Origin of the sequence: Oribacterium sp. WCC10 (assembly GCF_900113415.1) — a bacterium.
In the GTDB taxonomy this organism is placed as follows: Bacteria; Bacillota; Clostridia; order Lachnospirales; family Lachnospiraceae; genus Oribacterium.
This window is the reverse complement of sequence record NZ_FOPH01000010.1, coordinates 29,181-54,723: the sequence shown is the minus strand read 5'-3', so window position 1 is coordinate 54,723 and position 25,543 is coordinate 29,181. Positions and strand designations below refer to the sequence as shown.

Annotated in this window: 22 protein-coding genes and 4 tRNA genes; 1 reads left to right on the top strand and 25 read right to left on the bottom strand. The window is 44.8% G+C overall.

Annotated elements, in window-relative coordinates; all coding sequences use genetic code 11:
• From BM294_RS08765 to BM294_RS08700, 14 genes are all read right to left on the bottom strand, one after another.
• Positions 1-1,092: a PucR family transcriptional regulator gene (locus BM294_RS08765; protein ID WP_091207044.1), complete on the bottom strand. Its 1,092-nt coding sequence runs from the start codon at positions 1,090-1,092 to the stop codon at positions 1-3.
• Between the two features lie 213 nt (positions 1,093-1,305).
• Entirely contained in the window at positions 1,306-2,418 is a 1,113-nt protein-coding gene (locus BM294_RS08760; RefSeq protein ID WP_091207041.1) for an ABC transporter ATP-binding protein, read from the bottom strand.
• 174 nt (positions 2,419-2,592) lie between these two features.
• Positions 2,593-3,243 (bottom strand): S1-like domain-containing RNA-binding protein, encoded by a 651-nt coding sequence (locus tag BM294_RS08755; RefSeq protein WP_091207039.1) that lies wholly within the window; start codon positions 3,241-3,243, stop codon positions 2,593-2,595.
• Positions 3,244-3,475: 232 nt separating this feature from the next.
• A complete protein-coding gene (locus BM294_RS08750; protein WP_091207036.1) occupies positions 3,476-4,210 on the bottom strand; it encodes an acyl-[acyl-carrier-protein] thioesterase in 735 nt (244 codons plus the stop codon).
• A 311-nt stretch (positions 4,211-4,521) separates the two neighbouring features.
• On the bottom strand, positions 4,522-4,998 hold the full coding sequence (gene mscL, locus BM294_RS08745; RefSeq protein WP_091207033.1) for a large conductance mechanosensitive channel protein MscL: 477 nt from the start codon (positions 4,996-4,998) through the stop codon (positions 4,522-4,524).
• Between the two features lie 286 nt (positions 4,999-5,284).
• Positions 5,285-6,076 (bottom strand): hypothetical protein, encoded by a 792-nt coding sequence (locus BM294_RS08740; protein ID WP_091207030.1) that lies wholly within the window; start codon positions 6,074-6,076, stop codon positions 5,285-5,287.
• 410 nt (positions 6,077-6,486) lie between these two features.
• Positions 6,487-8,037, bottom strand: coding sequence for a hypothetical protein (locus BM294_RS08735; RefSeq protein ID WP_091207027.1), 1,551 nt, complete (start codon positions 8,035-8,037; stop codon positions 6,487-6,489).
• Positions 8,034-8,915, bottom strand: a complete 882-nt coding sequence (locus BM294_RS08730; protein WP_091207023.1) for an ABC transporter ATP-binding protein — start codon at positions 8,913-8,915, stop codon at positions 8,034-8,036. The genes BM294_RS08735 and BM294_RS08730 overlap by 4 nt, the downstream gene beginning before the upstream one ends.
• Positions 8,908-9,267, bottom strand: coding sequence for a GntR family transcriptional regulator (locus BM294_RS08725; protein ID WP_091207020.1), 360 nt, complete (start codon positions 9,265-9,267; stop codon positions 8,908-8,910). The genes BM294_RS08730 and BM294_RS08725 overlap by 8 nt, the downstream gene beginning before the upstream one ends.
• 254 nt (positions 9,268-9,521) lie before the next feature.
• A tRNA-Gln gene (locus BM294_RS08720) sits at positions 9,522-9,593 on the bottom strand.
• A 33-nt stretch (positions 9,594-9,626) separates the two neighbouring features.
• Positions 9,627-9,698: transfer RNA gene (locus BM294_RS08715), tRNA-Gln, on the bottom strand.
• Positions 9,699-10,152: 454 nt separating this feature from the next.
• Positions 10,153-11,268, bottom strand: a complete 1,116-nt coding sequence (locus BM294_RS08710) for an FAD:protein FMN transferase (RefSeq protein ID WP_091207017.1) — start codon at positions 11,266-11,268, stop codon at positions 10,153-10,155.
• A 579-nt stretch (positions 11,269-11,847) separates the two neighbouring features.
• Positions 11,848-11,933, bottom strand: a tRNA-Ser gene (locus BM294_RS08705).
• Between the two features lie 134 nt (positions 11,934-12,067).
• The gene (locus tag BM294_RS08700) at positions 12,068-13,624 is read right to left on the bottom strand and encodes an ABC-F family ATP-binding cassette domain-containing protein (RefSeq protein WP_091207014.1); all 1,557 of its coding nucleotides are present in this window, start codon (positions 13,622-13,624) and stop codon (positions 12,068-12,070) included.
• A gap of 82 nt (positions 13,625-13,706) precedes the next feature.
• On the opposite strand from BM294_RS08700, the gene BM294_RS15885 reads away from it, so the two are divergent.
• Positions 13,707-13,844, top strand: a complete 138-nt coding sequence (locus tag BM294_RS15885; protein ID WP_175494608.1) for a hypothetical protein — start codon at positions 13,707-13,709, stop codon at positions 13,842-13,844.
• 16 nt (positions 13,845-13,860) lie between these two features.
• Here the strand turns inward: BM294_RS15885 and BM294_RS08695 are convergent.
• The 11 genes from BM294_RS08695 to BM294_RS08645 all read right to left on the bottom strand — a co-directional run bounded on the left by BM294_RS08695 (position 13,861) and on the right by BM294_RS08645 (position 25,541).
• Positions 13,861-13,946, bottom strand: a tRNA-Leu gene (locus BM294_RS08695).
• A 52-nt stretch (positions 13,947-13,998) separates the two neighbouring features.
• Positions 13,999-15,846, bottom strand: coding sequence for an LCP family protein (locus tag BM294_RS08690; RefSeq protein ID WP_091207012.1), 1,848 nt, complete (start codon positions 15,844-15,846; stop codon positions 13,999-14,001).
• A 206-nt stretch (positions 15,847-16,052) separates the two neighbouring features.
• The gene (locus BM294_RS08685) at positions 16,053-16,505 is read right to left on the bottom strand and encodes a V-type ATP synthase subunit K (protein WP_091207010.1); all 453 of its coding nucleotides are present in this window, start codon (positions 16,503-16,505) and stop codon (positions 16,053-16,055) included.
• A gap of 32 nt (positions 16,506-16,537) precedes the next feature.
• On the bottom strand, positions 16,538-18,385 hold the full coding sequence (locus BM294_RS08680) for a V-type ATP synthase subunit I (RefSeq protein WP_091207007.1): 1,848 nt from the start codon (positions 18,383-18,385) through the stop codon (positions 16,538-16,540).
• Positions 18,382-18,996, bottom strand: a complete 615-nt coding sequence (locus tag BM294_RS08675; RefSeq protein ID WP_091207005.1) for a V-type ATP synthase subunit D — start codon at positions 18,994-18,996, stop codon at positions 18,382-18,384. Before BM294_RS08675 ends, BM294_RS08680 begins: the two co-directional genes overlap by 4 nt.
• Positions 18,997-19,007: 11 nt before the next feature.
• A complete protein-coding gene (locus BM294_RS08670; RefSeq protein ID WP_091207002.1) occupies positions 19,008-20,300 on the bottom strand; it encodes a V-type ATP synthase subunit B in 1,293 nt (430 codons plus the stop codon).
• Positions 20,301-20,308: 8 nt separating this feature from the next.
• A complete protein-coding gene (locus BM294_RS08665; RefSeq protein ID WP_091206998.1) occupies positions 20,309-22,039 on the bottom strand; it encodes a V-type ATP synthase subunit A in 1,731 nt (576 codons plus the stop codon).
• An 89-nt stretch (positions 22,040-22,128) separates the two neighbouring features.
• Complete coding sequence (locus BM294_RS08660) at positions 22,129-22,650, bottom strand: DUF2764 family protein (protein ID WP_091206996.1); 522 nt, start codon at positions 22,648-22,650, stop codon at positions 22,129-22,131.
• A 15-nt stretch (positions 22,651-22,665) separates the two neighbouring features.
• Positions 22,666-23,226 (bottom strand): hypothetical protein, encoded by a 561-nt coding sequence (locus BM294_RS08655; protein WP_091206993.1) that lies wholly within the window; start codon positions 23,224-23,226, stop codon positions 22,666-22,668.
• Positions 23,227-23,984: 758 nt separating this feature from the next.
• Positions 23,985-24,911 carry an RnfABCDGE type electron transport complex subunit B gene (locus BM294_RS08650; protein ID WP_091207180.1) on the bottom strand — a complete coding sequence of 309 codons (927 nt, stop codon included), beginning with the start codon at positions 24,909-24,911 and terminating at the stop codon, positions 23,985-23,987.
• Between the two features lie 15 nt (positions 24,912-24,926).
• Positions 24,927-25,541, bottom strand: a complete 615-nt coding sequence (locus tag BM294_RS08645; RefSeq protein ID WP_091206990.1) for an electron transport complex protein RnfA — start codon at positions 25,539-25,541, stop codon at positions 24,927-24,929.
• Positions 25,542-25,543 lie beyond the last annotated feature (2 nt).

The following is a 25,543-nucleotide window of genomic DNA, read 5'->3' as shown; positions in this document are numbered from 1 at the left end:
TCAATAATCGATAGACTCCATGTACTTCATGTATTTAACTACCATGAGTGCAATCTTGAAAGTGATGGCATCATCGAAAACTCTTAAATCAAGACCTGTTGATCTCTGAAGCTTATCCAGTCTGTAAACAAGAGTGTTTCTGTGGATGTAAAGCTGTCTTGAAGTCTCGGAAACGTTAAGGTTGTTCTCAAAGAACTTGTTGATGGTTGTAAGTGTTTCCTCATCGAACTCATCAGGGGAAATACTTGTGAAGATCTCCTTGATGAACATCTTGCAAAGAGGAAGCGGAAGCTGGTAGATCAGACGACCGATGCCGAGGCGGTTGTATGCGATGATGTTTCTGTCTTCATAGAAGATCTTGCCAACTTCAAGAGCCATTTTGGCTTCTTTGTATGACTTTGATACATCCTTGATTTCGTTTACAACTGTACCGAAACTTACACGAGCCTGAATCATAGCTTCTGTCTCAAGCATATCAAGGATGGTCTCGCCAACATGATAAAGCTCTTCTGCTGTCTCGTTTGGCTTGACTTCCTTGACTACGATGACATTCTTCTCGTCAACCGCAGTAACGAAATCCTTTGTCTTTGTGGCAAAAAGTGTCTTGAGAGCATCAAGAGCGCCGGAATCGTTAGTGCCCTTTTCGGTCTCGATGATATAAACGACACGCTTAACACCGATATCGATGTGAAGCTTCTTTGCACGATTGTAAATGTCAACAAGGAGGAGGTTGTCGAGAAGGAGATTCTTGATGAAGTTATCCTTATCGAACTTCTCCTTGTATGCAACAAGAAGTGTCTGAATCTGGAATGCTGCGAGTTTACCTACCATGTAAACATCGTCGGTGTCACCCTTTGCGATGAGAACATACTCAAGCTGATGCTCGTCGAAGATCTTGAAGAACTGATAGCCTCCTACTGCCTGGCTGTCTGCCTGTGAATCGGCAAATGAAGAAACCATGGACTCAGTGTACTGCTCATCTGAAAACGTTGATGCAAGAATCTTGCCATCGATATCAGCAATCGCAATATCAACTCGAGTGATGCCCTTGAGTGAGTCAATTGTGCTTTGTAAAACCTGATTTGATATCATAGTTGCTCCTATCTTATATTAACGGGAAAAAAGAAAATCCGCTGTTACCCATAATTAATGATATTTTACTAAAATGAACTTTTAAGTTCAAGGTTTCTTCATAGAATAAACGGATTATCCAAAAGATTCAAGATGTGTATCTATAAAAAATACATAAAAAAGCCCCGGAACAATTTGTTCCGGGGCTTGAAAGATCTATAAGCAGAGTCAATATCAGTTTGTGATAGTCTTCTCTGTCTCCTTGTCAAATACATGGATCTTTGACTCATCGATAGCAAATGTAACATTAGATCCTGTACGTGCAGTTGTCTTAGGATTAACTCTTGCAACCCATGAAGCATCTCCGAGATCGAAGTAAAGAAGTGTCTCTGCACCGAGCATCTCATAAACCTTGATCTCAGCCTGAAGTGTCTGCTTCTGATGTGCTGCTACGAAATCAGCCTCATCGTGAAGGTGCTCAGGTCTGATACCGAGTGTAACAGTCTTTCCGATGTAGCCGCCTTCCTTAAGCTTGGCAGCCTTGTCAGCGCTAAGAGCGATTGTATGACCTGCAAATGTAAGTGTTACGTCACCGTTTGACTCTCCGCACTCTGCATCGATCATATTCATCTGAGGTGAACCGATGAATCCGGCAACGAACTTGTTGCAAGGTGTATCGTAAAGGTTCTCAGGTGAATCTACCTGCTGGATGATACCGTCCTTGAGAACAACGATTCTTGTTCCGAGTGTCATAGCCTCTGTCTGGTCATGAGTAACGTAGATGATTGTTGTCTCAAGTGACTTATGAAGCTTTGCGATCTCTACACGCATCTGTGCTCTCAGCTTTGCATCGAGGTTTGAAAGCGGCTCGTCCATAAGGAATACCTTAGGTCTACGAACGATAGCACGTCCCATAGCAACACGCTGTCTCTGTCCACCAGAAAGTGCCTTTGGCTTTCTGTCGAGAAGGTGCTCAAGGTCAAGGATTCTTGCTGCCTCATGTACCTTCTGATCGATCTCGTCCTTAGGAACCTTACGGAGCTTAAGACCGAATGCCATGTTGTCATATACTGTCATATGTGGATACAGAGCGTAATTCTGGAATACCATCGCGATATCTCTGTCCTTTGGCTCCACATCGTTCATTCTCTTTCCATCGATCATAAGATCACCGCTTGAGATATCCTCAAGACCTGCGATCATACGAAGAGTTGTGGACTTACCACATCCTGATGGTCCGACGAAGATAATAAATTCCTGATCTTTAACATCAAGATTGAATTCCTTAACGGCAACAAATCCGTTAGGATACTTTTTTGTGACGTCTTTGAGTACTACACTTGCCATACTATATGTCTCCTTATCAGCTACGCGTTCTAGTAGAACCTGCGGTTTAAAACACATCCGCTTGTTTGAAACTATCGGTATAATACTCCAATAAAAAATCATTCTCTAGGGCACAGCTACCCAAAAAAGCACGTCAAATTTTAGACAAAGTGTCAACGGTAAAATGGCTTTTGTTTAATAAAGACAAAAAATCGAAGTTTTTGTAATCTTAATCTTTCCTTCTTTCAGCAATTTGCCCACAGCACGCTTGAATGCGGCTTTTGACATACCGAAATCCCTTTGAATTTCGTCAGGTTGTACAGTTTTATCAGTGTAAGGTACATGTCCGTCGAACTTTTCCTTCAGTATCTTAAGTACCTCATCGGCATTTTGCTCATAAAAATAGGTCTTAATTTCGTCGTTTTTAATAACGGTCGCGTCTTCATGCTTCTTTGTGAACATGGTTGCGGCTAAACGCTGGGAATGATCTACATAAAGATAAACTTCAACGGTATCTCCTTTTTTGATTTCATAGCGCATCTCGTGATATGGAAGAAGAACGTCTCTTTCAAGGCCGATGTCGACAAACGCACCTATGTTAGTGACATCCTTAACTACAACCTTTGAGATTTCGCCAACAGACATAAGAGGCTTTTTTGTGGTAGCGATGAGACGGTCACGGGAATCCTTATATACGAAAACTGTGAGTTCATCTCCTACGCTCTTTCCGTTGGGAACCTGTCTTTTCGGAAGAAGAACAGATGCTCCTGTTCCGTCTTCAAGGTAAACACCAAATTCCTTCTCTCTTGCTATTTTGAGTGTCTGTATCTTTCCTAATTCGATCATTTTGTTTCCTTTCTGTATTTCTCTTTCGGGATGAAAGAGCCGTACAACGCACGATTTTGTGCGCCGATGCCGGTGAGTGAATGAACCGGTTCTTATAAAACCTGTTTTACCCACACTAATAATTTATCGTACATAAATCGCCGGACATAAGCTGCGGGGCGAGTTTACTTCTGTATGTGTTAATGTTCCTGCCGTTTTACCGGACGTAAAAGTTCACGGTATTCCTGCATTTTCATACTTTATCTGAGAACTCTAAGTTGCAATAGACATCGCCGGTTTCAGATTGAAGACTTACAATCACAGAACCTTCAGGTGTCTTACCGTACATCGGAATCATGGTGTCACCAAGTACTGCGGCTTTTCTGTACTCCACACGGATTCTTCCGTGTGTGAAAGGTTGTGAGTTATCTCCGGATGCTGCTATCACATCGCTTGCAATCTGGATGTACTGAGCATTATTCACATGATGGTTTGTATCTATGTGATGCTGCTCCACCTTGATGGGCTGACCTTTGGTGAGATCTCCGGGTTCAATGATCTTTCTGTCGCTGACAGGCAGTTTGAGAACATCTTCGATGGTTCCAAAGGGCTCAATCATCTCGGGATCTATCTTTACGGGACGCATACGTTCTGTGTCAAAACAAAACCAGAGACTGTCTGCCCGGAGCATGAATGAACCGTTTACATCCTTTATCCAGAAATTACGATGTGCCAGTACTCCGCGGAATTCGTGAGGACTGGTACCGACTGTGATATTATCGCAAAGTTTAGGCATTCGTTCTATGCGTATATCCCAGTAGTTCAGGAGCCAGGCTCTGTGAATTGAGTTGAGATGGTCTACGGTGAGCCCTACGTCTGCAGAATGAAAGGTGCTGCAATCCTGAAGGTAGTTTACCAGTGATGTGATGGTGATGGATTGTGTCTCGTCCGTTTCCGAGTAGCGGACTCTTGCGTCAAATTCGTACATGTGACTCCTTTCCGATGGGGTATATCAGTTTTGTGATATAAAAAAGCAGGCTCTACGTTCCCGTAAAACCTGCTTATAAATCTGGCTTAAGGGTGTTCCGTGCTTTGGTGAATCTGTTATCTCGTCCAACAGAAGTAATGCCTGATGTAAATGAAGTCGCTCATAAACATCGTCGGTATATTAACCGTTAAGAAAGAAAAAATCAATAGTCAAATCAGAGAATATATTTCGGCAGGCACTACTCTTTAATGTTTGTTTTGGCGCCGGCCAATGAGTGTTGATGGCATATCACTCACGTTGTGATGTGACATTTAAGCATTTAGCTCGGCAGGATCAATCTTGAAACCCTCAAGCTTGGATGTGCAGTTAGGACATCTTGTGGCCTCAATCTTGATCTCTGACTTGCAGTATGGACACTCTTTGGTTGTTGCAGGTGCCGGAGCTTCTGCCTGCTGCTTTCTTAACTTGTTCATGGCTTTCACAAACATAAATACAACAAATGCCATGATGAGAAAAGAAAGGGCTTCGGTCAGGAACTTTCCGTAGGCAAAAACCGCGCCCTGCTCTACTGCTTCACTGTACACTTTGGTGGTCTGATCTGCCAAAGGTATAAACATATTGTTGAAATCAAGCTTTCCTGTGAATATAGACAGTACAGGCATAACGAGATCATCTACTACACTCTTTACGAGAGCGGTAAATGCTGAACCGATGATCATGCCGACTGCCAGATCGATCATATTACCTTTTACAGCAAACTCTTTAAACTCTTTCAAAAATCCTTTCATTGTTTTTATCCCCTTCTGCCCCTTGATAGGACATCATAAAAAATGACCCGGAGCGATGTATTTTTAATAAATACATTTTACTCCGAATCATTTGAAAATTCCATAGAAACACTGATTATATCAGTGTTTCCCAAGAGCCTCAGGCGTCGGGACACGGATTTTCAAAGGAAGTTGATGCTTCGCATCGAAAATCCGACCAGGGAAACTCTTTAATCAGTCTTTCCCTATGAAAAATCGGTGTTATACAGGTGCTTTAATACCTGTAAAAACAGGAATTTACAATGCTTTATCCCAGAATAAGTGCACCGTCAGCTCCTACTGTGTGAGTGCCGTATGCATCCTGTATAGTGGTGCTTACATCCATGAAACCGCTGCTGTTTATATGATAATACTTACCGCTTGAAGGTACCCATCTGTCCCTTACACACTGGCCGTTCTCGAGATATACCCAGCCAATGCCCCAGTTCTGCCATCCTGATGCAGGAGCTGTTGTTGCGGCTGCGGCTGAGTTATTCTGTGAGCTTGAAGCCGGTGCAGTTGTTGATCCTACTGTAGGTGAAACTCCGCTTGAGGAAGAACTTGAGGAGCTTGATGAACTTGAACTGCTTGATGTGGAAAGCTCCTTCAGGAAGTCTTTTGTAACTTCAAGAACATCCGATTCGGATGATGACTTCTCGCTGTCACCGGTACTCTTTTTGCTGGAAGTAATAACGAATGTATAATCACCGGTTTTGTTGATCTTCTTGATGTAGGAAGTCATCTCCTTCTTGCCGGCTGTTGTGGAAACTGATATACCGCCCTTTGCAGCTTCGCTTGTGCGGTTCTTGCCGTTTACATAGATGGTTATGGTTGCATTGGCCTTGTCCTCAGATTCTGTCCATGTGGCATAAACATGAGCCTTATCGTTTGAATCATAGGTGGTGTCCCATGCGGCATCGCTTACGGAATAGTCTTTGTCGTCATCGGTTGCGGCATAGGTTGTGAGCTGGCCGAGATAAGCTGCTGCCGGTGATGTGGCAGAAAGAGCCGCTGCCATCATAACTGCTGATAATTTGCGAAGTGCTATCTTGTTCTTCATACTATACTCCATTTCTCAATTCGAGTTTTTTCTTTTTTGCGCGATCGTATGACAGGGTGCTTTTTGAACAAATAATCCGGAAAATATATCCGGAAGTCCTGCCGTACCATATGACGTGAGTGTCAAAAGGATTTGCCATTCACCGATAGCGCCAACGCACACATTCTTGTGCATAGAGCAGGAATCCTTACAGATTCCTTTGAAGCGCTCAAAGCCGCGTGGCACCTTCGATTAAAAATCGAAGGCAGTTGCCCTTGCATCATCATATGGGTAAAAGAATCGTCGCATGATTCCCTCACACCATATTAGTACAGTTTATTAGTGTTGATAATAGGTTGAAGAATTTTGTTATAAAAATGTCATCACTTATATAAGTTATTAAGAAATGCATGTGAAATGTGCTGCATCATTTAATGTGTTTTTCGGAATTTTGAATCTCTCCAGTCTATGAATTTGTCAAGATCCATATCGCCTAAGTATTCATCCTCTGCGTCCTCTTTAAGAGATCCGTCATCGTCATAGTTCTTGTTTATTATGGGGTAAATGGTTACCTCACAGTACCTGCTTATGGTCTTAAGATCCTCTTCTGATAAAGGCGGAACTCTGTTGTAATTATAATAATTTAAAGAAGCGCTATCATTCCCTGTATTGTTGTAAACGCTGAGGCTTACGTTGGTATTCGGCATGTCTTTGCTGCTCTTATAAAAGTTTGTTACGGCATCGTTTCTCAGTGCTTCAAATTTGTCGATGAGACCGGCGTATTCAGCTGCTTTTTCGGACGGGATCGAGAGATCAAAGCTTATATATGCATAGTCATGATTATAGTCGGGAATCTGTTCTCCCAGATTGTCTATGGAGACATCTGCCGAGTAATTGTAGTGAAGATATCTTTCTGTGAACAACTCATGAGGAAGATGACTCAGACCAAATCCCTCTGTCATCCATCCGATCTTTGCAAATACAAGTGTGGCTAAACATGCAAATATGAAAAATGCTATCGGTCGCCATGTGATCCTGAGGGTTCTCTTATATACAAAGGATGCCACGATATAGATGAAAAACAGTAGGAGATAAAAGAACTCAAAGCCGTTTACGGAATCCGAAACCACTGACCATGCAAGTGAAAGAAGGATGAGTATAAGGTAGGCATTGATGATAAACGGGTATGAGAGTTTATCATCGGATATCTGGTCGGTGCGTTCTGCTTTACGATTTATGAAATGGTATCTCAGAAGTGCAATGGCGATAAGGCCGTATCCAAGCATCATAAGTATGTATAGTCTGCTGAACTTTTCCTGAGAGCTGTATTCCGGTTCCAGAAGGAAGTTAAGGTTGCTGAAGAACATGGATACCGGTGACAACAGAGTTCCTGTCTGCAATATGAAACTGTCGGAAGGAACGTTGTTGCCGGCTATCATGGAATACAGGAAGGTAAGCACTGAAAGCGCGACAACCCCGGGAAGTACTGAATATGCACCGATCATAACGATACCGTCAAATACAGAGTTTGCCAATGTATAAATAGCGGTATATACAAGCATCAGTACCAGAAGTGAAAAAGCGGTGAGTATCTGTACCGATATCCAGGTTTTGAAGGAAACGAGGCTGAATGTTTTTGTCACCCATATAAGTGTGGTTCCGATAAAGAAGGTTCCGTAGGCCATGATCCATGTCAGGAAAAAGGTTGTAAGAAGCTGCTCCTTTCTGGAAACCGGAAGTGCCAGATACAAATCCGCGCTGCTTTTTCTATGGATGTAGGAAAGGATAAAAACCGGCATGGCGATGCATAAAAGCATAGACATGGAGCCGCCTATGATGACACCCATATTGAAAGTGTCTGAAGGATAGCAGGCATCATAGTTTGTGAATGATATGAGCTGAAAGCCTATACAGATGAGAAAGAAAAACAGTAAGGATATCTTTCGGCTCTTTATAAGCCATTTGAAATAGTTTTTGTTCATGATCTATTGCCTCTGCTTTCTAATTCGTATATGAAAAGCTCTTCGAAATTAACCGGTAGCACATTTAAGAGGATAGGGTTCATGGCTCTGAGCTTCTCTTCTGTCTGAACGGCATCTCCGCGGATGACGAGTTTATAAACCTGACCTTCCTTTTCAAATCTGAGGATGTCAAGACCGGCGAAGTCGTTTTGACTGAGTTCTTCTCTGAAAGCCAGCTGAAACTTGTTGATATTGCTTTTCGACTCGGTCAGATCTCCTCCACTTACTATTCTGCCGTTTTCAAGCATTGCGAAGCTGTCGCAGATGTCTTCCAGTTCCTTTAAGCTGTGTGAAGAAATGACTACGGACACATCTTCGTCCTCAAGAAGGTCAGTGAGAGCGTTTTTGAAGTGCAGTCTCGCAAGAGGCTCCAGACCGTCATAGGCTTCGTCCAGCAGCAGAAGTTTCGGATGTATGGAAAGTGCAAACATGAGGGATACACGGCGCTTCATGCCCTTTGAAAAGGTGGATATGGAGGCCTTTGGATCCAGCTCGAAGGTTCTTAAGTATCTGCTGAAGGCTGACCTGTCGAAGTCGTACATGCATTCATAAAACAGTTTGAGACTGTCGATGGTGGATCCCATAGGAAAGTAGGCTTCATCGCTGACGAAAGCGATCTTCCGTTTGGTATCCATGTCATAATAGGTGCTTTTTCCGTCCAGCGTTATGCTTCCCTTTTCCGGTGCATATACTCCTGCTATGGAGCGCAGTAATGTTGACTTTCCTGCACCGTTTACACCAACCAGACCAACTATGGATTTGTCTTCGACAGTAAGACATAAATCCTTCAATACTTCTTTATTTTTGAAATTCTTGGATAAATTCCGGATGTCAAGCATTGTTATCCTCCCCGTAAAGCCGGTTTATGGCTGTGATGAGATCTTCTTTTGTGATCCCGTTTTCTTTGAGTGGTTTAAGCAGCGCTTCTATCTGAAGCATCTTTGAATTTTCCATACTTATCTCCGCTACATATACGCCCTTTTTGGGCAGATTATAAACATAGCCCTTCTGTTCAAGCTGTGCATAGGCTTTGGCAACTGTATTTGGATTAATGCCGTTTTCTGTAGCCAGCTGCCTGACAGAAGGAAGTTTGTCGTTGGGCTTAAGTACCCCGGCTTCGATGAAACTCAGTATCTGAGTCTGTATCTGCTCAAATATGGGCTCCTTACTTTGCAAGTTTAGAAGAAACATATCTATCTCCTGTTTGAGAATGAGTCATCCCGATGAGCGCGCACACTAAACAGGATGATGGTTGCAGATTCGTACAATCAGAATCTGTATCATTTGTATCAACTGTATTAACTGTACTACCTTTTGGGTGAAAAGCAATAGGGATTTTTAAATGTTAAGAAAATTTTGCGGGGGTGATACATAAAAAGAAATATCCGGAGGAAATACCGATACGTAACAAAAAACCGGAACAAAATCTGTTCCGGTTAATCTAGCAGCGCTACCAGGATTCGAACCTGGGAATGACGGAATCAGAATCCGTTGCCTTACCACTTGGCGACAGCGCTATATGAAATTGTTTACTTGTATATCTACAAGAGCAGCGCTACCAGGATTCGAACCTGGGAATGACGGAATCAGAATCCGTTGCCTTACCACTTGGCGACAGCGCTAAATTTGTGTCGCTTCAAGCGACTTGTATATACTACATGAAGGCGCAATTATTGTCAACAGATATTTGAAAAAAATTGTTGAACACCGGTATTTATAAAATCCATCCGGGGGCAGGATTTTCAGAAGAGCCATAGGGGATCCGTATAAGACCGTAAAGCAGAGGCGAGAAAAAATCAGAATTGGGTTCATTAGTGGCTTTTGGTTTCTTTTTTCATGGTTCCCTCGGCCAGTCAGAGATTTCATCAGGAAAACTCTGACATTACTGCCACGATTTGTTTTTTAATTGTGGGAGCCACGTGGCTTTGAGTGCTTCGAAAGAATCTGAAAGGATTCTTTCTTTGGCGAGGGACCGGAACAACTTAGGGCCACGATTCTTGATTTTTCCGCTTCGGCGTCTTGGTCTTATATGGATCCCGCCTGGCTAGGCTAAGTTTCTGCTCTCAGGTTGAAACATCACTCTTTTGTGAAATCTGCAAATCCGTCTGTATAGGTTTGTGTTCCGTCTGCGTCGATCCACATAACTTCGATCCGGCCTACTCTCTCACTCTTACCAAGAGAGCTTGTACCTTCGGATATGGACTTAACGAGTTTCTTTCCATCCTCTATGCTCATACAGAAAAGCGCAGTTGAAAGAGCATCTGCAAGAGCTGAATCATGTGTAAGGATGGTTACACTTCTGTGATAAGTGGCAGGATAAAGTGTATCAGGGTCGATGATATGATGATAACGCTTGCCGTCTACAACATAGTAACGCTCATAGTCACCTGAGGTAACGAGGGAAACATTATCAAGATAAGTGATGACTGAATACTGATCTCCTGTCTGATTGTCACGGAAGGTTGGATTCTCGACAGGACATACCCACTTTTCGGTATTGTTCTTGAGACCTATAGCACGCAGATTTCCACCCATATTCAACATGAAGCTGTCGGAACCCGCGGACTCGATGAGCTTTGCGGCATCCTCTGTGGCATAACCCTTGCCGATCCCTCCCACATCCAGACTCATCTCAGGGTCCTTCAGGAAAATGGTTCCGGCCTCTTCGTCAATGATTACATCATCGATGTTTGTATGCTTCGCTGCTTCTTTGAGTGCATTTTCATCGGGAAGCTCGCCCTTTGACGGGTCATTCATGCCGATCTCACGTTTGTCATGCCAGAGCTTCAGTACTGCGCCGTAGGCAATGTTTAACTTTCCGTCAGTCAGGGTATAAACTTCCTTGCCCCACTTGATCAGATCAATGAGCTCCTTATCTACCTTGACCGGCTGCTTTCCGGCATTATCATTGACCGTTTTTAAGTTGTTCATTCCCTCGTAGTCATTATAGATGTCGAAAAGCTGATGCTCCTTTAAAAGAAGTGTGTGTGAGTCTTCATATCTTTTCTTGAATGTATCTTCGTCAGCTTCATATCCGATCTCCATGGAGATGGTATCGAAAACATCCAAAAACTGGCTGGAATAACGGTTTTTCTGAACCGGAGCCTTGGCGCAACCGGTTGTTATCATGATGGATGCCACTGAGATAATGGCAACGGCATGGGTTATCTTATTAAGAATACTGTTTTTCAATTGGTACCTCGTGAAATAATTATTAGTAAAGCATAAATAAAGTATCCGGTAAATGAGCTGTTGTACGACGTATGGTCAGAGCATCATGTACTTATTTAATTGTGTCCGTTTCTGCAGCTTGCTGAAAACTCAGCAATTATATCACAGGATGAAATAATTAGTTAGAAAACTTATCTTGCAAAAAAATGAAGTGAGTGTCAAAAGTATTTGCCACTCACTGATTAGCGCCAACGCACACATTCGTGTGTATAGAGCATAAAGGCTCCGGAGGATCCGGCGGCGGCAGAAAGGCGCCAACGCACATATTCGTGTGTATAGAGCAGGAATCCTTACAGATTCCTTTGAAGCGCTCAAAGCCGCGTGGCTCCTTCAATTATAAGTCGAAGGCAGTTGTGCTGCCGAACACTCAAACGAGGGCCCTTTTGCTATGCAAAACGACTACGTTATTCGTGTTCGGGCGGGTCATAAAGTCTCAAATCAACGTGCAAGCACATGATTTGGTACTTTTGACCCTTGAATCAAAAAATAAAAAAGCTCAAAACCCAGGGAAAACAGTTTCCCGGTTTTGAGCTGAATAAACGGAGATGCAGGGATTTGAACCCTGGCGCCGTTTCCGACCTAGCGCATTTCGAGTGCGCCCCCTTCGGCCTCTTGGGTACATCTCCAAAAATTCGTACCCTAAGAATATAATACACCCGTGAATCAAAGTCAAACTTTAAGTGTATGGGGGCGTTAATTACTTATTCGGGATCATCTCCATGCCGGATCTAAGGAAACACTGATTAGAGCGTTTCTCTGATCATACCAGCTTTGTGGTCCACTTTGTGCAGTCCCAGATATCTGTAGCGATGTCTCTGTAAAATTCAGGCTCGTGGCAAACCATGAGTATGCTGCCCTTGTATTCAAGGAGCGCTTTCTTAAGTTCATCCTTTGCATCAGGGTCAAGATGGTTTGTAGGCTCGTCCAGAACAAGAATGTTTGACGGACGGTTCAGAAGCTTGCAAAGACGGACCTTGGCCTGCTCTCCTCCCGAAAGAACTCTGATCTTACTTTCAATATGCTGGCTTGTAAGTCCGCATTTGGCAAGGGCTGCGCGAACCTCAGACTGATTAAGTCCCGGGAACTCATCCCAGATTTCCTGAAGGCTGGTGTTGTCATTATCACCGGCTGTCTCCTGTTCAAAATATCCGATGTCAAGGTTGTCGCCAAGCTCTACTTTACCGGAAATCGGGTCTATAAGTCCAAGAAGGCTCTTGAGAAGAGTTGTCTTTCCTATACCGTTTGCTCCGGTCATGACGATGCGGCTTCCGCGCTCAAATTCAAGATTCAAAGTGCTTGAAAGGGGCTCATCATATCCGATGACGAGATCGTGTGTGGAAATGAGATATTTGCCCGGAGTTTTGGAGTAAAGGAAATGAAATTCCGGCTTCGGCTTTTCCTGGACCTTATCGATTCGCTCCATCTTATCCAGCTTTTTCTGACGTGACATGGCCATATTTCTTGTGGCAACACGGGCCTTGTTTCGCGCGACAAAGTCCTCAAGGTCTGCAATCTCCTGCTGCTGACGCTTGTATGCTGCATCCTGCTGAGCTTTCTGTGCGGCATAAACCTCTTCAAAGTGGTTGTAATCTCCCACATAACGGTTAAGCTGCCTGTTGTTCATGTGATAGATAATGTTTATGACGCTGTTCAGGAACGGGATGTCATGTGATATCAGAATAAAGGCATTTTCGTAGTCCTGAAGGTACTTCCTGAGCCAGGCAATATGCTCTTCATCAAGGTAATTGGTAGGCTCATCCAAAAGCAGGATCTCAGGCTTCTCAAGGAGAAGCTTTGCGAGAAGAACCTTGGTTCGCTGCCCGCCGGATAACTCTGTGACATCACGGTCGAGACCCAGATCCAGAAGTCCGAGTGCACGGGCTACTTCATTGACCTTCGAATCAATGAGATAGAAATCATGGGCCGTGAGAAGCTCCTGAAGTGTACCGGCTTCCTCCATGTATTCGTTCATCTGTGTCTCATCGGCAGTAGCCATCATGTTGTAAAGCTCATTGCATCGCTCATCCATCTTGTATAGCTCGTCAAATGCACTCTGAAGGACTGTTCCGATAGTCATACCTGCCTGAAGCACCGCGTGCTGGTCAAGATAACCAACTTTCACATGCTTTGACCACTCGATCTTTCCTTCGTCAGGCTGCAGTTTTCCTGTGATAATGCTCATGAATGTGGATTTGCCTTCGCCATTGGCGCCGACGAGGCCGATATGTTCTCCTTTCAGAAGACGGAAGGAAACGTCATCAAAGATGGCGCGGTCGCCAAAGCCATGTGTCAGGTGTTCAACATTTAAAATACTCATAAAATCTCCGTTAACAGGGAATGTCAGTCCGTTGCGAACTGAATAGTTGTTTGAAATAGAGCAGGAATCCTAACAGATTCCTTTGAAGCGTTCAAAGCCGCTTGACTCCCTCGATAAAATATCAAAGACAGTTGTGCTTGCATCCAATGATTGGCTTGTATATAGTGCAACAATCATTGGAAAACAGATTCTTGAATCGAAAAAGACCAGTACCAAGTAAACTTGATACTGGTCTATGCCGGTAGCCGGGGTCGAACCGGCACGCCCATCACTGGGCACGGGATTTTAAGTCCCGAGCGTCTGCCTATTCCGCCATACCGGCAGCACCAAATTATAGTACAAGAAAAACCTATGTTTGTCAATAGGAAGATTTGTTATGCTGCTCCGGGTCCGCCGCTGGGGCCTTCGGTATCTCCGGCAGGTAATCCACCGGGCCCTGCGGTTACAGGGCCTTCAGGGAAGCCGGAATTGTCTGAATTGCCGGAATTTCCCGGACCTTCAGGTGAGGGACCCACATTGTTTCCGGTATTTCCTGAATCTTCTGAGGCGTTGCTTTCCGGAGTTTTTTCTGTTTCTTCCGAGGTTTCCTTTTCTTCAGTGGATTCCTTGGTCTCTTCTTCTGTTTCTTCCTCAGTTGTTTTGTTTTCCTCTATGGTTTCAGCGGTTGTATCCTCTTCTTTTTCGCTAAGTCTGGTTTCCGCTTCGGTTGTTTCTTTTGAAGCATTGGTTTCCGCAGAAGATTTGGCGGTCTCCTTTGCAGCGGCGTTTGCGGCTTCGGTTTCCGCTGCCCTTGTCACACCGGTTCCGCCGCCGATCTTCGGGATATCGGCATTTTTAAGCTCGCCTATACCGGTCTTCTCCTGAATATGAGCGGAAATCTTACTTACTGTGTCATTTAATGTAAAACCTGCAGCGTCATCACCATAAAGGAAAGGATGGAGCTGAACAACATTTGAAGCAAGAGTTGCAGGTACAACAACATCCATCTTGCCTACATGGGTTGTGTCACGTGAGAACGGGAATCCTACGGCATTCTGTATATTGTAGTTTCTGACATTTTTCGCCATATCAAGTATGTCATCAAGTCCTATGCTGGTCTTCACATCTGACATTACCGTCATGGCAGTTGCTGCCAGGGTTTTCTTGTCTGCTGTCTTTGCCTTCTCGATAGCAAGCTGCAGAACTTTACGCTGTCTTGCAGTACGGTTAAAGTCTGTATCCATAAGTCTGAGTCTTCCGTAGGCAACAGCCTGAACTCCGTCAAGATGATTCATGCCGCTGTGTTCAAGCTGAACGGAGCCAAGTCCTGTGGAGTTGACTGTTTCGGTGATGAAAGCGTTGATGTACTTAAACTCTGAATCACTGATGTCAAGGTCTACGCCGCCAAGCATGGTTATGCCCTCTGCGACCGCTTTCCAGTTAAATGTCACGTAGTCGTCGATCTCAAGCTGCAGGTTACGTTCAAGAGCCGCGATAGCCTGCTCATATCCTCCCTTGAAATAAGCTTCATTTATTTTGTGGTAGTTTCCATCATCATCAATCTGCAGATATGTGTCTCTGTAGACGGAAGTCAGATTTACATCACCTGTTCTGCGGTTAATGCTTGCCACCATGATGACATCGCTGAGTGCACCTGCTCCCAGGTTTCCGTCTCTTGAGTCAACGCCAAATACCGCAACAGTCCAGTATTTTGGCTTCATGAGATTCTTTATCTGACTCCATGCAAAAAATCCGCCGACAAGTATCAGTGCGCAAATGAGCAGTGTTGCAATGAAGCGTTTTGGAGATTTTTGGTGTGTTCTTCCTGCTGAGGAAACCTTTTGAAAACGGGAAGCCTTCGATCTGTCCGGCCTTCTGCTGCCTGAATCTTTTATTATCGGAGCAAATGAAGTATCGCTGTCCAGACCGTAACGAAGCTCGTTTTCGGCTGCTTCTCTTTCGAGATTTGCCAGATTGTTGCTTACAGCTCTGCTTCCGTAGACATCATTTCTGATGTAACCGGTATCAATATTTCTTCTGCCGGATACATTTGCCTGCCGCCCGGTTCCCGCGGCTCTTTGATGATTATGTAAAGGTATGTCTATTGAGTCATCATATAGTTCATGAGGTTGACGTCGTCTTTCCGAACGACTGCGGATCTCCTCCAGACGTTCTTCGGAACCCCTGGATCTTGCTGTTCTTCTTGGGCGTCTTGAGGACTCATCGCCGTAAGTATTTCTCATACATTCTCCCTTTTAATATCTTTTTTGACAATAGGGCATTATAACAAAGGGAAAATATGAAAAAAAGACCTTTAAAACTATCGAAAGGTGAAATTTATGTGAATTTAATAATCAGAAGTTAAAAATGCCCCCGCATATGCGGAGGCATTGAAGGTTTCATGCCGGGCAAGAAGTATACCCGGTTGAAAGAACTTTTGAACAATGTGTTATGCGATTGTTGCTGTGTTAAGAAGCAGCATGCAGAATACCAGTGCGAAAAGAGCAACGGTCTCGATGACACCGATAACAACGAAGTAGTTAGCGGTACCCTTTCCGGTAGCGCCAAGAGCGTCAGCAGAAGCTGCTGCAGCCTTGCCCTGGAAGAATGCTGAGAAACCGATTGCGATTCCGCCGAAGATTCCGATTCCGAGTGAAAGTGCAGGATCGATTGTGCCTGCATTCCATGCACTTGCGATGAAGTTCATAAGAAGGAATCCGTAGATAGTCTGTGTAAGAGGAGCACCTGCAAATGCAGTCATGATGAATGGAGCCTGCTTACCTGCAGCGTAGCACTTCTTCCATGCTCCTACAGCAGCCTGACCGGCCATTCCGGCACCAAATGCTGAACCTAATGCAGACAAACCAAGTGCTGCTGCCATACCAATATAAGCGATATTCATAGTCTTTCTCCTTTAAATATGTGAATTTGAACTTAATTTTTTATTTTGTCGTTCATTTTAAATGGATCGTACGCGATACCCGTCCACTCGAGACCTACCTGTCCGGAGAACTCAAGTACGTTAAGACGTACACCATGTACAACTACTGAAAGGATACACATAACGATGTTGATTACGTGTCCGATTATCACAACGAGGGCTCCGGCAATAATGAGAGGTCCGCTGGACATACCGGCTGCCATGTTATTGAAGCTCTGTGATATTGCAAGACCTGCCATTCCGACTGCGAAGAGTCTGATGTAACTCATTACGTTACCGAAACAGCTTATGGTATTGAGGAAGCTTGTGAAAGCTCCGCCAAGACCGGCCTTTACTCCATCAGAGAAACTTATTCCGGGAGCCATACCGCTGAACAGAACTACAAGTACAAAGCCAATGGCAATTGCAACGAAAACAGGGCCGATAGCAACACTCTCGCCGATAACGAGATACAGTGATAAGAGGTACATACCAACGATGGTAAGCATCCATCCTATATCAGCCACGTAGCTGAGATCTTTTTCGCCCAGCTTCTTCTTTACTGCCAGTAAGCTTCCGATCTCCATCTGCATCGCACCAAGGGTGAATGAGAATTTCATGATGTTGTTCTGCTGTGTAGTAGCTTCAACATTGAAATACTGCGGATAGTTCGCAAATCCCGGAAGTACCATTGACTTCAGGAAAGGAACTTTCATCGCTGATTCCATACCGAACCAGGTGCCGGTTACAGCTCCCCAGACAACGGTTGAAATAGACAGAATCAACAGCAGGAAAACCGGAGTACTAAGCTGCTTGGTCTTTGCGATCAGGATCACTGCACCGATAAGGAAGATCATACCGTATCCTCCGTCACCGATGATCATTGCAAAGAATAATGCAAAGAATATCAGGAACCAAAGGGATATATCAGCCTCTCTGTAGCCCGGAAGAATTCCAAGCATATCGTAGAGCGGTGAAATAAGCTTTGTGAAACTGTTGTAGCGAAGCTTTGTGGGTATAGTTTCGTCTTCCGGCGAAACATCGGATACCGCATAAGCCCAGCAGTTCTTTTTTGCACTTTCCTTGAAAGTGAGGAGATCCACTTCCGGTATATAACCGGATATCCAGACAAGCTGTTCATCGTTTTCAGCCGTTTCGCTTGCTGAAGAGTAGTTTTCTTCATTTTGGGCCTTCAGAATCTGAGCCTGAAAGCTGTTTTCATATACGGCTGTGTTCTTCAGGATTTCGGTGCACTTGGCCTCTTCCGCTTTGCAGGCTTCAACGTCACGTCTAAGTTCGTCTATGCCCTTTTCGGGAAGCTGGAACTCTGTTGCCGGAATGTCCGGAGGAAGGGTTCCGATAACGGCCAGTGTATCGGTCTTTTCTACTGATGCGAGCCTGATGGATTTAATGCTTTCGTTCTGCATTATCTCTTCGCATTCGGTCTGACCAACACGATAAAAGTGAAGGTCTATACCCTGCTTTTTAAGCTCTCTCACATCAGAAGGGGAAAAACTGCCCCATGGCTCGAGTCTCTCGATCTCAGCCGTGGCAGCGGATAATTCCTGAGAAAGACTGTCCTTTTTCTTGAGTGCTTCCTTCGCACTCTTATACATTTTTTTAAATGCTTCATCAGAAAGAACCGGAGGAGGTGTTGTGGTTTCCTTTGATTTTTTGTCCGGCATATAGTCCTGAAGTCGTGAAAATGTCTTCGCAAGGTCATTGAACTTTTCGGTTGCGAAGTGATTTGCACTCTTCCGCTCTGCCAGATGCAGAAGACCTAAACTACGTAAGCCCTCCAGCATTTCATCTTTATGAGAAACAGTAGTAACGACGTGAATCATTTTCATTTTCTCTATCATCGCCCTGCCTCCACTAGTTTCTTCTTCGAAATCTTACCGCGTACAACTGCGGCCGTCTGCTGGTCACCTAGATAAACACCGATGACACGAATATTTTCCTTTGCCTCAGGTATCTTGACCTTTTCAAACAGATTTACTCTCTGGGAAGTTGTACGAAGCTCCTTGTCCAGGAGTTCAACCTGCTTGTTAAGAGTGGATACCAAAGCATCCAGACGGGCAATCTCACGCAGCTTTATCAGTGCAGTATCGACCCATAACGGATAGTCGTCAACGCTATACGAGATGTCCTTGAAGGTGAGTTCCTTGAAGGTCGGAAGTTTAACACCGGCAACATTCTCCGTTGCCACTATTACTTTATCCGGCTGCACCAGACTGTTGAGCTGCTTTGCTTCATCGAAATGTTCGTTTTCGGCGAAAACAGCGATCCAGTCATCAAGGTTTCCGATCATTTTCTCCCGTTCCTGTTCCTTCCTTTCCAGCTCGTTCTTGATCTGCATGATAACAGACTGAAGCTGCTGCTTTTTGAGCTGAAGGGTAGGCAGATAACGTTGGTACTGTTTCAGGTGATCCTTCTGCACTTTCTGTTCGTTTTTAGTGAGTTTGATCGCCATAAACTGCTCCTTTATTCAACTGATTTCTTTGGCCATCTTTCCTTAATGAGACTTGTCTTAAGACCTGTTTCGTTAGGCTCAAAGCAATCTGCAAGGATTTCCCAGCCGAGGTCAAGAGCAGATTCCAGCGGAATGTTTACACTGAGATCCATAAGCTTGGACTCGAACATTTCGCCGTACTTGAGAAGCTTGTCATCCCATGCACTCATGGTGAAGCCCATGGCCTTCTTCTCAAGACTTTCTTTATACTGTGCGTACAGCTTGATCATACCATCCATGAGAGCACGGTGGTCGTCACGGGTTGTTCCGTTTACATTCTGCTTAAGTCTGGACAGTGAACCGAATGGCTCGATGTGTCCGTTCTTTAAGTAGAACTGACCCTCTGTGATATATCCTGTGTTATCAGGAACAGGATGGGTTACGTCATCACCCGGCATGGTTGTTACACCGAGAATGGTGATAGAACCTGCGCCTTCGATGGCAACGGCCTTCTCGTAACGGGAAGCAAGCATACTGTAAAGGTCTCCCGGGTAACCACGGTTTGAAGGAACCTGCTCCATGGTGATTGCCAGCTCCTTCTGAGCGTCACAGTAGCTGGTCATATCTGTAAGAAGAACAAGTACTTTCTTGCCTTCAAGAGCGAACTGCTCTGCTACTGCGAGTGACATATCCGGAACAAGTGTACTCTCAACGGTAGGGTCTGCAGCAGTATGAATGAACATAACTGTGTGGCTCATTGCGCCTCCCTTCTCAAGAACGTCACGGAAAGCAAGATAATCATCATACTTTAAACCCATGCCGCCGAGAACGATGACATCAACCTCCGCCTGAAGAGCGATACGTGAAAGTAACTGGTTATAAGGCTCACCGGATACTGAGAAGATAGGAAGCTTCTGACTTTCTACCAGGGTATTGAAGAGGTCGATCATCGGGATACCGGTACGTATCATCTTCTTTGGAACGATACGCTTAGCCGGGTTGAAGGAAGGACCTCCGATATCGATCATATTGTCCTTAAGTGCAGGACCGTTGTCTCTTGGAACACCGGCACCGTTGAAGATACGGCCTAAAAGGTGCTCTGAGAAGGAAACCTGCATCGGACGACCGAGGAAACGAACCGGGTCATTGGTGCTGACACCCTGTGCGCCGGCAAAAACCTGAAGGGAAACGATATCTCCGTCAAGCTTTATAACATTGGCATAGCTGTCACCAACCAAAGCAAGGTCTCCGTTGCGGATACCATCGGCTTTGACGGTAACTACGTTGCCGACGATTGACTCAATTTTTGTATATACTTTCTGCATAAGACCTCCTAAGCTATTGCCTTCGATTTAAAGAAGTCCGCAATCTTTTTCTTCTGAGCTTCAAATTCCGGAGTCTCAAAGACTGTTCCGTGCCAGTCAAGGAATTCCTGTCTGAGCTGGTTGAAGAAAGAACGGATATCATCCTTATCCTCGAGGTCATAATTCTGCATCAATGCTTCATAAAGAACATCAAACTCGATACGCTGTCTCTCAGGAGGGCATGCGGCATCGATAGGATCGAAGGAGTTCTGCTGCAGATAAACGGCATCAAGAAGCTCACCCTTCTGGTAGGTGATGTAATCTTCTGCTGTTGTACCTTCCTCGCCGATAACCTTCATCATCTGATCGATCTCGATGCTTCTGCGGAGAATGCCGCGGGCTCTTTCTACACGGTCCATATCGATGATTCCGTTGTACTTTGACCAGGAATCCATAGGATGGATAGCCGGATACTTACGTGCATCCGAACGCTCACGTGAAAGTCCGTGGAATGCTCCTACAACCTTAAGGGTTGCCTGTGTAACAGGTTCCTCGAAGTTACCGCCGGCAGGTGATACTGTACCACCGATGGTTACTGAACCGATAGAACCGTCCTTGAGACGAACCTTACCGGCTCTCTCGTAGAAGTTGGCGATGGTTGACTCGAGATATGCAGGGAATGCTTCTTCTCCCGGAATCTCCTCGAGACGTCCGCTCATCTCTCTCATGGCCTGTGCCCAACGTGATGTTGAGTCGGCAAGAAGGAGTACGTTAAGTCCCATCTGTCTGTAGTACTCGGCGATAGTAACCGCTGTATAGCAGGATGCCTCTCTTGCTGCAACCGGCATGGAAGATGTGTTACAGATGATGATAGTTCTCTCCATGAGTGAACGTCCTGTACGTGGGTCGTCCAGCTCAGGGAACTCGGTAAGAACTTCAACTACCTCACCGGCACGCTCTCCGCAGGCTGCGATAACAACGATATCTGCTTCACCGTTCTTGGCCTCCATGTGCTGAAGAACGGTCTTTCCGGCTCCGAAAGGTCCCGGTACGCAGAAGGTTCCGCCCTTTGCTACAGGAAGGAATGTATCAACACAACGAAGCTTCATGATAAGAGGCTCGTCAGGTCTTAATCTCTCTTCGTAGCACTTGATAGGCTGCTTGATAGGTTGGGTGATGACCATGGATAATTCCTTCTCTTCACCTGCACCGTTTGCGATAACGCAAATAGTTGAACGGACATTGTATGTGCCCTGTTCCTTTATGGACTTAACAGTCCAGTCGGTTCCTTTAAGTGTAAAAGGAACCATGATATGGTGGGTGAAGACGCCCTCAGGAACTGTACCGATGGTATCTCCGGCAGAAACATTATCGCCTTCTTTAACTGTAGGTGTAAACTCCCAATCGCGGTTTGGAATAGCGTCGAGGTAAACACCTCTCTGCAGGAAGAAACCGCACTTCTCTGCAAGCTCCGGAAGGGGATTCTGAAGTCCGTCATAGATCTGTGTCAGAATTCCCGGTCCCAGATCAACACTCATCAGCTCTCCGGTGAATTCTACCGGGTCGCCGATCTTGATGCCGTTTGACATCTCATAAATCTGCATACTGGCTATGCCATTAGTAATACGAATAACCTCACCTTTCAGGCGCTTGTCGTCTACAAGGATATAACCTACCTCGTTTTTGCGGACAGAGCCCTCAAAGCTTACATTCGCCATGTTACTATTGATGCCAGTCACATGTCCTGTTACTGTTTCCATATAAGTCTCCCGATTAAATATGATACGATGTCATAATGCTTAAATCCGTTCGCATGAATGCGACGATTATCGCTTTAGACCGTGCATTATTACAAAGTGTAAACTCTCTGCTGCACCTCACCGAGTAACTGTCTGAATTCCGATTTACCTTTATCATGGTCAAAGCAGCCCTGACGCTCCAGTAATTTAAGCTTTACCGCATATCCGAACAAAACATAGTCGTCGAACATGTGCAAGCCGACAAGTTCGTCAAGCTGTTGGAATTCATAATCCAGCATGATCTTTTCTGCTTCGAGAGGATCCTTTGCTGCAAGTGCGGAACTGACAACCTGAACAGTTGTGAATTCCTTGTCTGCAGGATTGGGATAAGTCTTTCCAAGCTTCATGCTTCGCTGATAATTAAGTTCCTTAGTAAGCGAACCGTAAACACGGTTCCACTCGTTAACGAGAGGACCTTCGGTGGAGGAAAGTGTAAGCTCCTTGAGAAGCCTGAACTTATCCGGACTCACCTGTGATTCGCATAAATCTAAGAATTCTTTGTAACTGAGAGGCATCTCTCCGTCACTCTTGAGGTCAGGCAGGCTCGATATCAGATAATAATATGCTGCCATCTTCTCCACCTCCCGTTAGATATCGAGGTTTCTGAAGTAAGGCATGATCATATCGGCAATTTCGGCCTCTGTACAATCAAAATATCCGGAACCATCCTTTGCAGCAAGACGGAAGCCGGCCTTGACACCCTTAGTGGGCTTGATCTCGAGACCATTTTTAATCTCCTGTGCCAACTCGCTCTTCAAAGCGTCTGAAACCTCGGCTACCTCTGCAGTGAACGCAGATACGTCTTCGCCTGCTATTGCTGCACGAATGAGTTTTCCAAGTGAATCTCCGGTCAGTGATTTGCTGACATCGTTTTTAAGAATCTTTTCATATTCTTTCTGGACTTCTGTTTTAAATGCAAGCACGGCATCCCGTTTTGCCTGCTCAGCGCTGACAGAAGCACTCTCTTTCATGATTCCGATTTCTTTCTCTGCGGAGGCCTTTACACTCTCAGCCTCTGCCTTAGCATCGGAAACAATTGCATCAGCTTTTTTCTTTGCTTCAGCAATGATAGATTCTGCTTGTGCGTTGGCGGCATCGATTCCCTCTTTACGGATCGATGTGACCAAATCCTGAATCTGTAATTCCATAAGTTTCCTCCTAGTAAAAATCGACACGCTTTATTGATTATACTTTTTTCACGTTGCTATCAGGCATAATCAAATATGGTCTGCATCCTTTGTTGTGATCCTTAAGGAGCCGGAATCGCATAAACGCTGCAAGCTTAAACGATTCATGGGCAAGCCTTTCAGACAACCAAACGGCCATTTTGCTGCTGCACGCTCTCGTTCCGGGAAGGCGATGGCGCTGTACAGCTTACTAATGTATATTCGGCGGGTTTAAAAATAAAATTAGTTTTCACAATTTTAAAACATTATTTTTTTATAAGTGAAAAGAAAAATAATTTTGTAATCCCGATGTATACAATGTTAAATTTTACATCATTTTTTTTGTGATATCAACCACCGCCTTGGGGTTAATGCACAATTCTATATGTCTGATAATGTAAAATATTATGTACCGTTACTAAGATGTTGGTGAAGATGATTCAAATTCACTGACGTAAAGCTGTAAAAAAATAGAAATCAAGAGCTAAAAAACCAAAATTATATATAAAAGGGATTAAAATATAGTGCAAGATTGTTAAAAAATAAACTTTATAAATTCAAGAGTTTTGGATGACTAAATCTTTTTGATGAGGCATATAAATACTGCGCTGATGGGCAGTGTGCTCCGTGTGTTTTTTGATCCGACAATGATGTAGAACGCACGAATGTGAATAAAAAAGAAGAGCCCCACACCATACGGCGTGGGGCTCTTCTCCTTGGTCTATAGAAATTATTTTCTATTAGGCATTGGCAGGTGTTATATCTTTAGGCTGCTCTGCAGGCTTTTCTGCAGGAGCTGGTGCCGAAGCCTTGGCTTCAGTAGCGGCAGCTGCTGGTGCAGGAGCCTTTGGTGCTGCAGGCTTAACCGGACGCTTTCCGGTGATTGCGCCTGTAGGACACTTCTGGGCACAAATGCCGCAATCCTTACACTTGTCATTCATTACTGCAAGACCATCAATCACATGGATTGCATCGAAAGGACAATTCTTTTCGCACATTCCACATGCGATACATCCTACTGCACAGGCATCCTTTACGGCTTTACCTTTAAGATGATTCTGGCAGGAAACGATGTGCTTCTTCTTATAAGGAACGAAATCGATGATGTGCTTAGGACAAGCCTTAACGCAGGCTCCACAAGCAACACACTTCTCCTTATCAACCTTTGCTACTCCATTTACGATATGGATAGCATCGAACTTACAAGCCTTAACGCAGGTGCCGTATCCACAGCAGCTGTATGGGCATTCCTTTTCTGAACCGTTAGGAACAACAGCGAGGTCTCTGCAATCTGCGATACCGGTGTAGTGGAAAGCCTGCTTGGCTTTATCACAGTCACCCTGACATCTTACATAAGCCACCTTCTTATCAGCTGTTTCTCCTGAAGCATTGGTACCCATGATGGCAGCAATCTTCTCTGCTACAGGTGCGCCTCCGACAGGACACTGATTCACAGGTGCAGCACCTGTTGCGATAGCCTTTGCACAACCGTCACAACCCGGGAATCCGCAGGCACCACAGTTGTTGCCCGGGAGAGCTGCTCTAACCTTTGCTTCTGTTTCGTCTACTTCTACCTTGAACTTCTCAGATGCTACTCCGAGGAACATGCCAAGGATAAGTCCGGTCGCACCGACAAGTCCGGCAGCGACCAAAATAAATGTTACTATCACGTCGTTACCTCCTTATACAAGACCGGCAAAACCGAAGAATGCTATAGCCATGAGTCCGGCTGTGAGAAGAACGATAGGTGATCCCTGGAAAGACTTCGGGATGCTGTCATTGCCCTCGATAACGTTCTCTCTGATAAATGCCATCAGGATAAGCGCAAGAGCGAATCCAATGGAGATACCGAGACCATAAACGAGACATTCTGCGAAATTGTATCCATAAGTTACGTTATTCAGTGCAACACCGAGTACGGCACAGTTTGTGGTGATAAGAGGAAGGAATACACCGAGGGCATCATAGAGACCCTTCATATTCTTCTTCATGAACATCTCAACAAGCTGAACCAGTGCAGCGATAACAAGGATGAAAACGATGGTGGTGAGATACTCAAGACCATCCTTGAGTCCAAGTGCCTTGCACAGTGGTGATGTCGCAGCCATGAATACCACGTAGATAGCGTGGGAAACCAGGGATGCAAGTACAATAACGAAGATAACGGCTGCGCCCATACCCTTTGAAGAATCAACCTTCTTGGAAACACCGAGGAAAGCACAGATTCCAAGGAACTGGGACAGTACAACGTTTGATACAAGTGAATATTTAATTGCAATCAATAACAGATCTAACATGC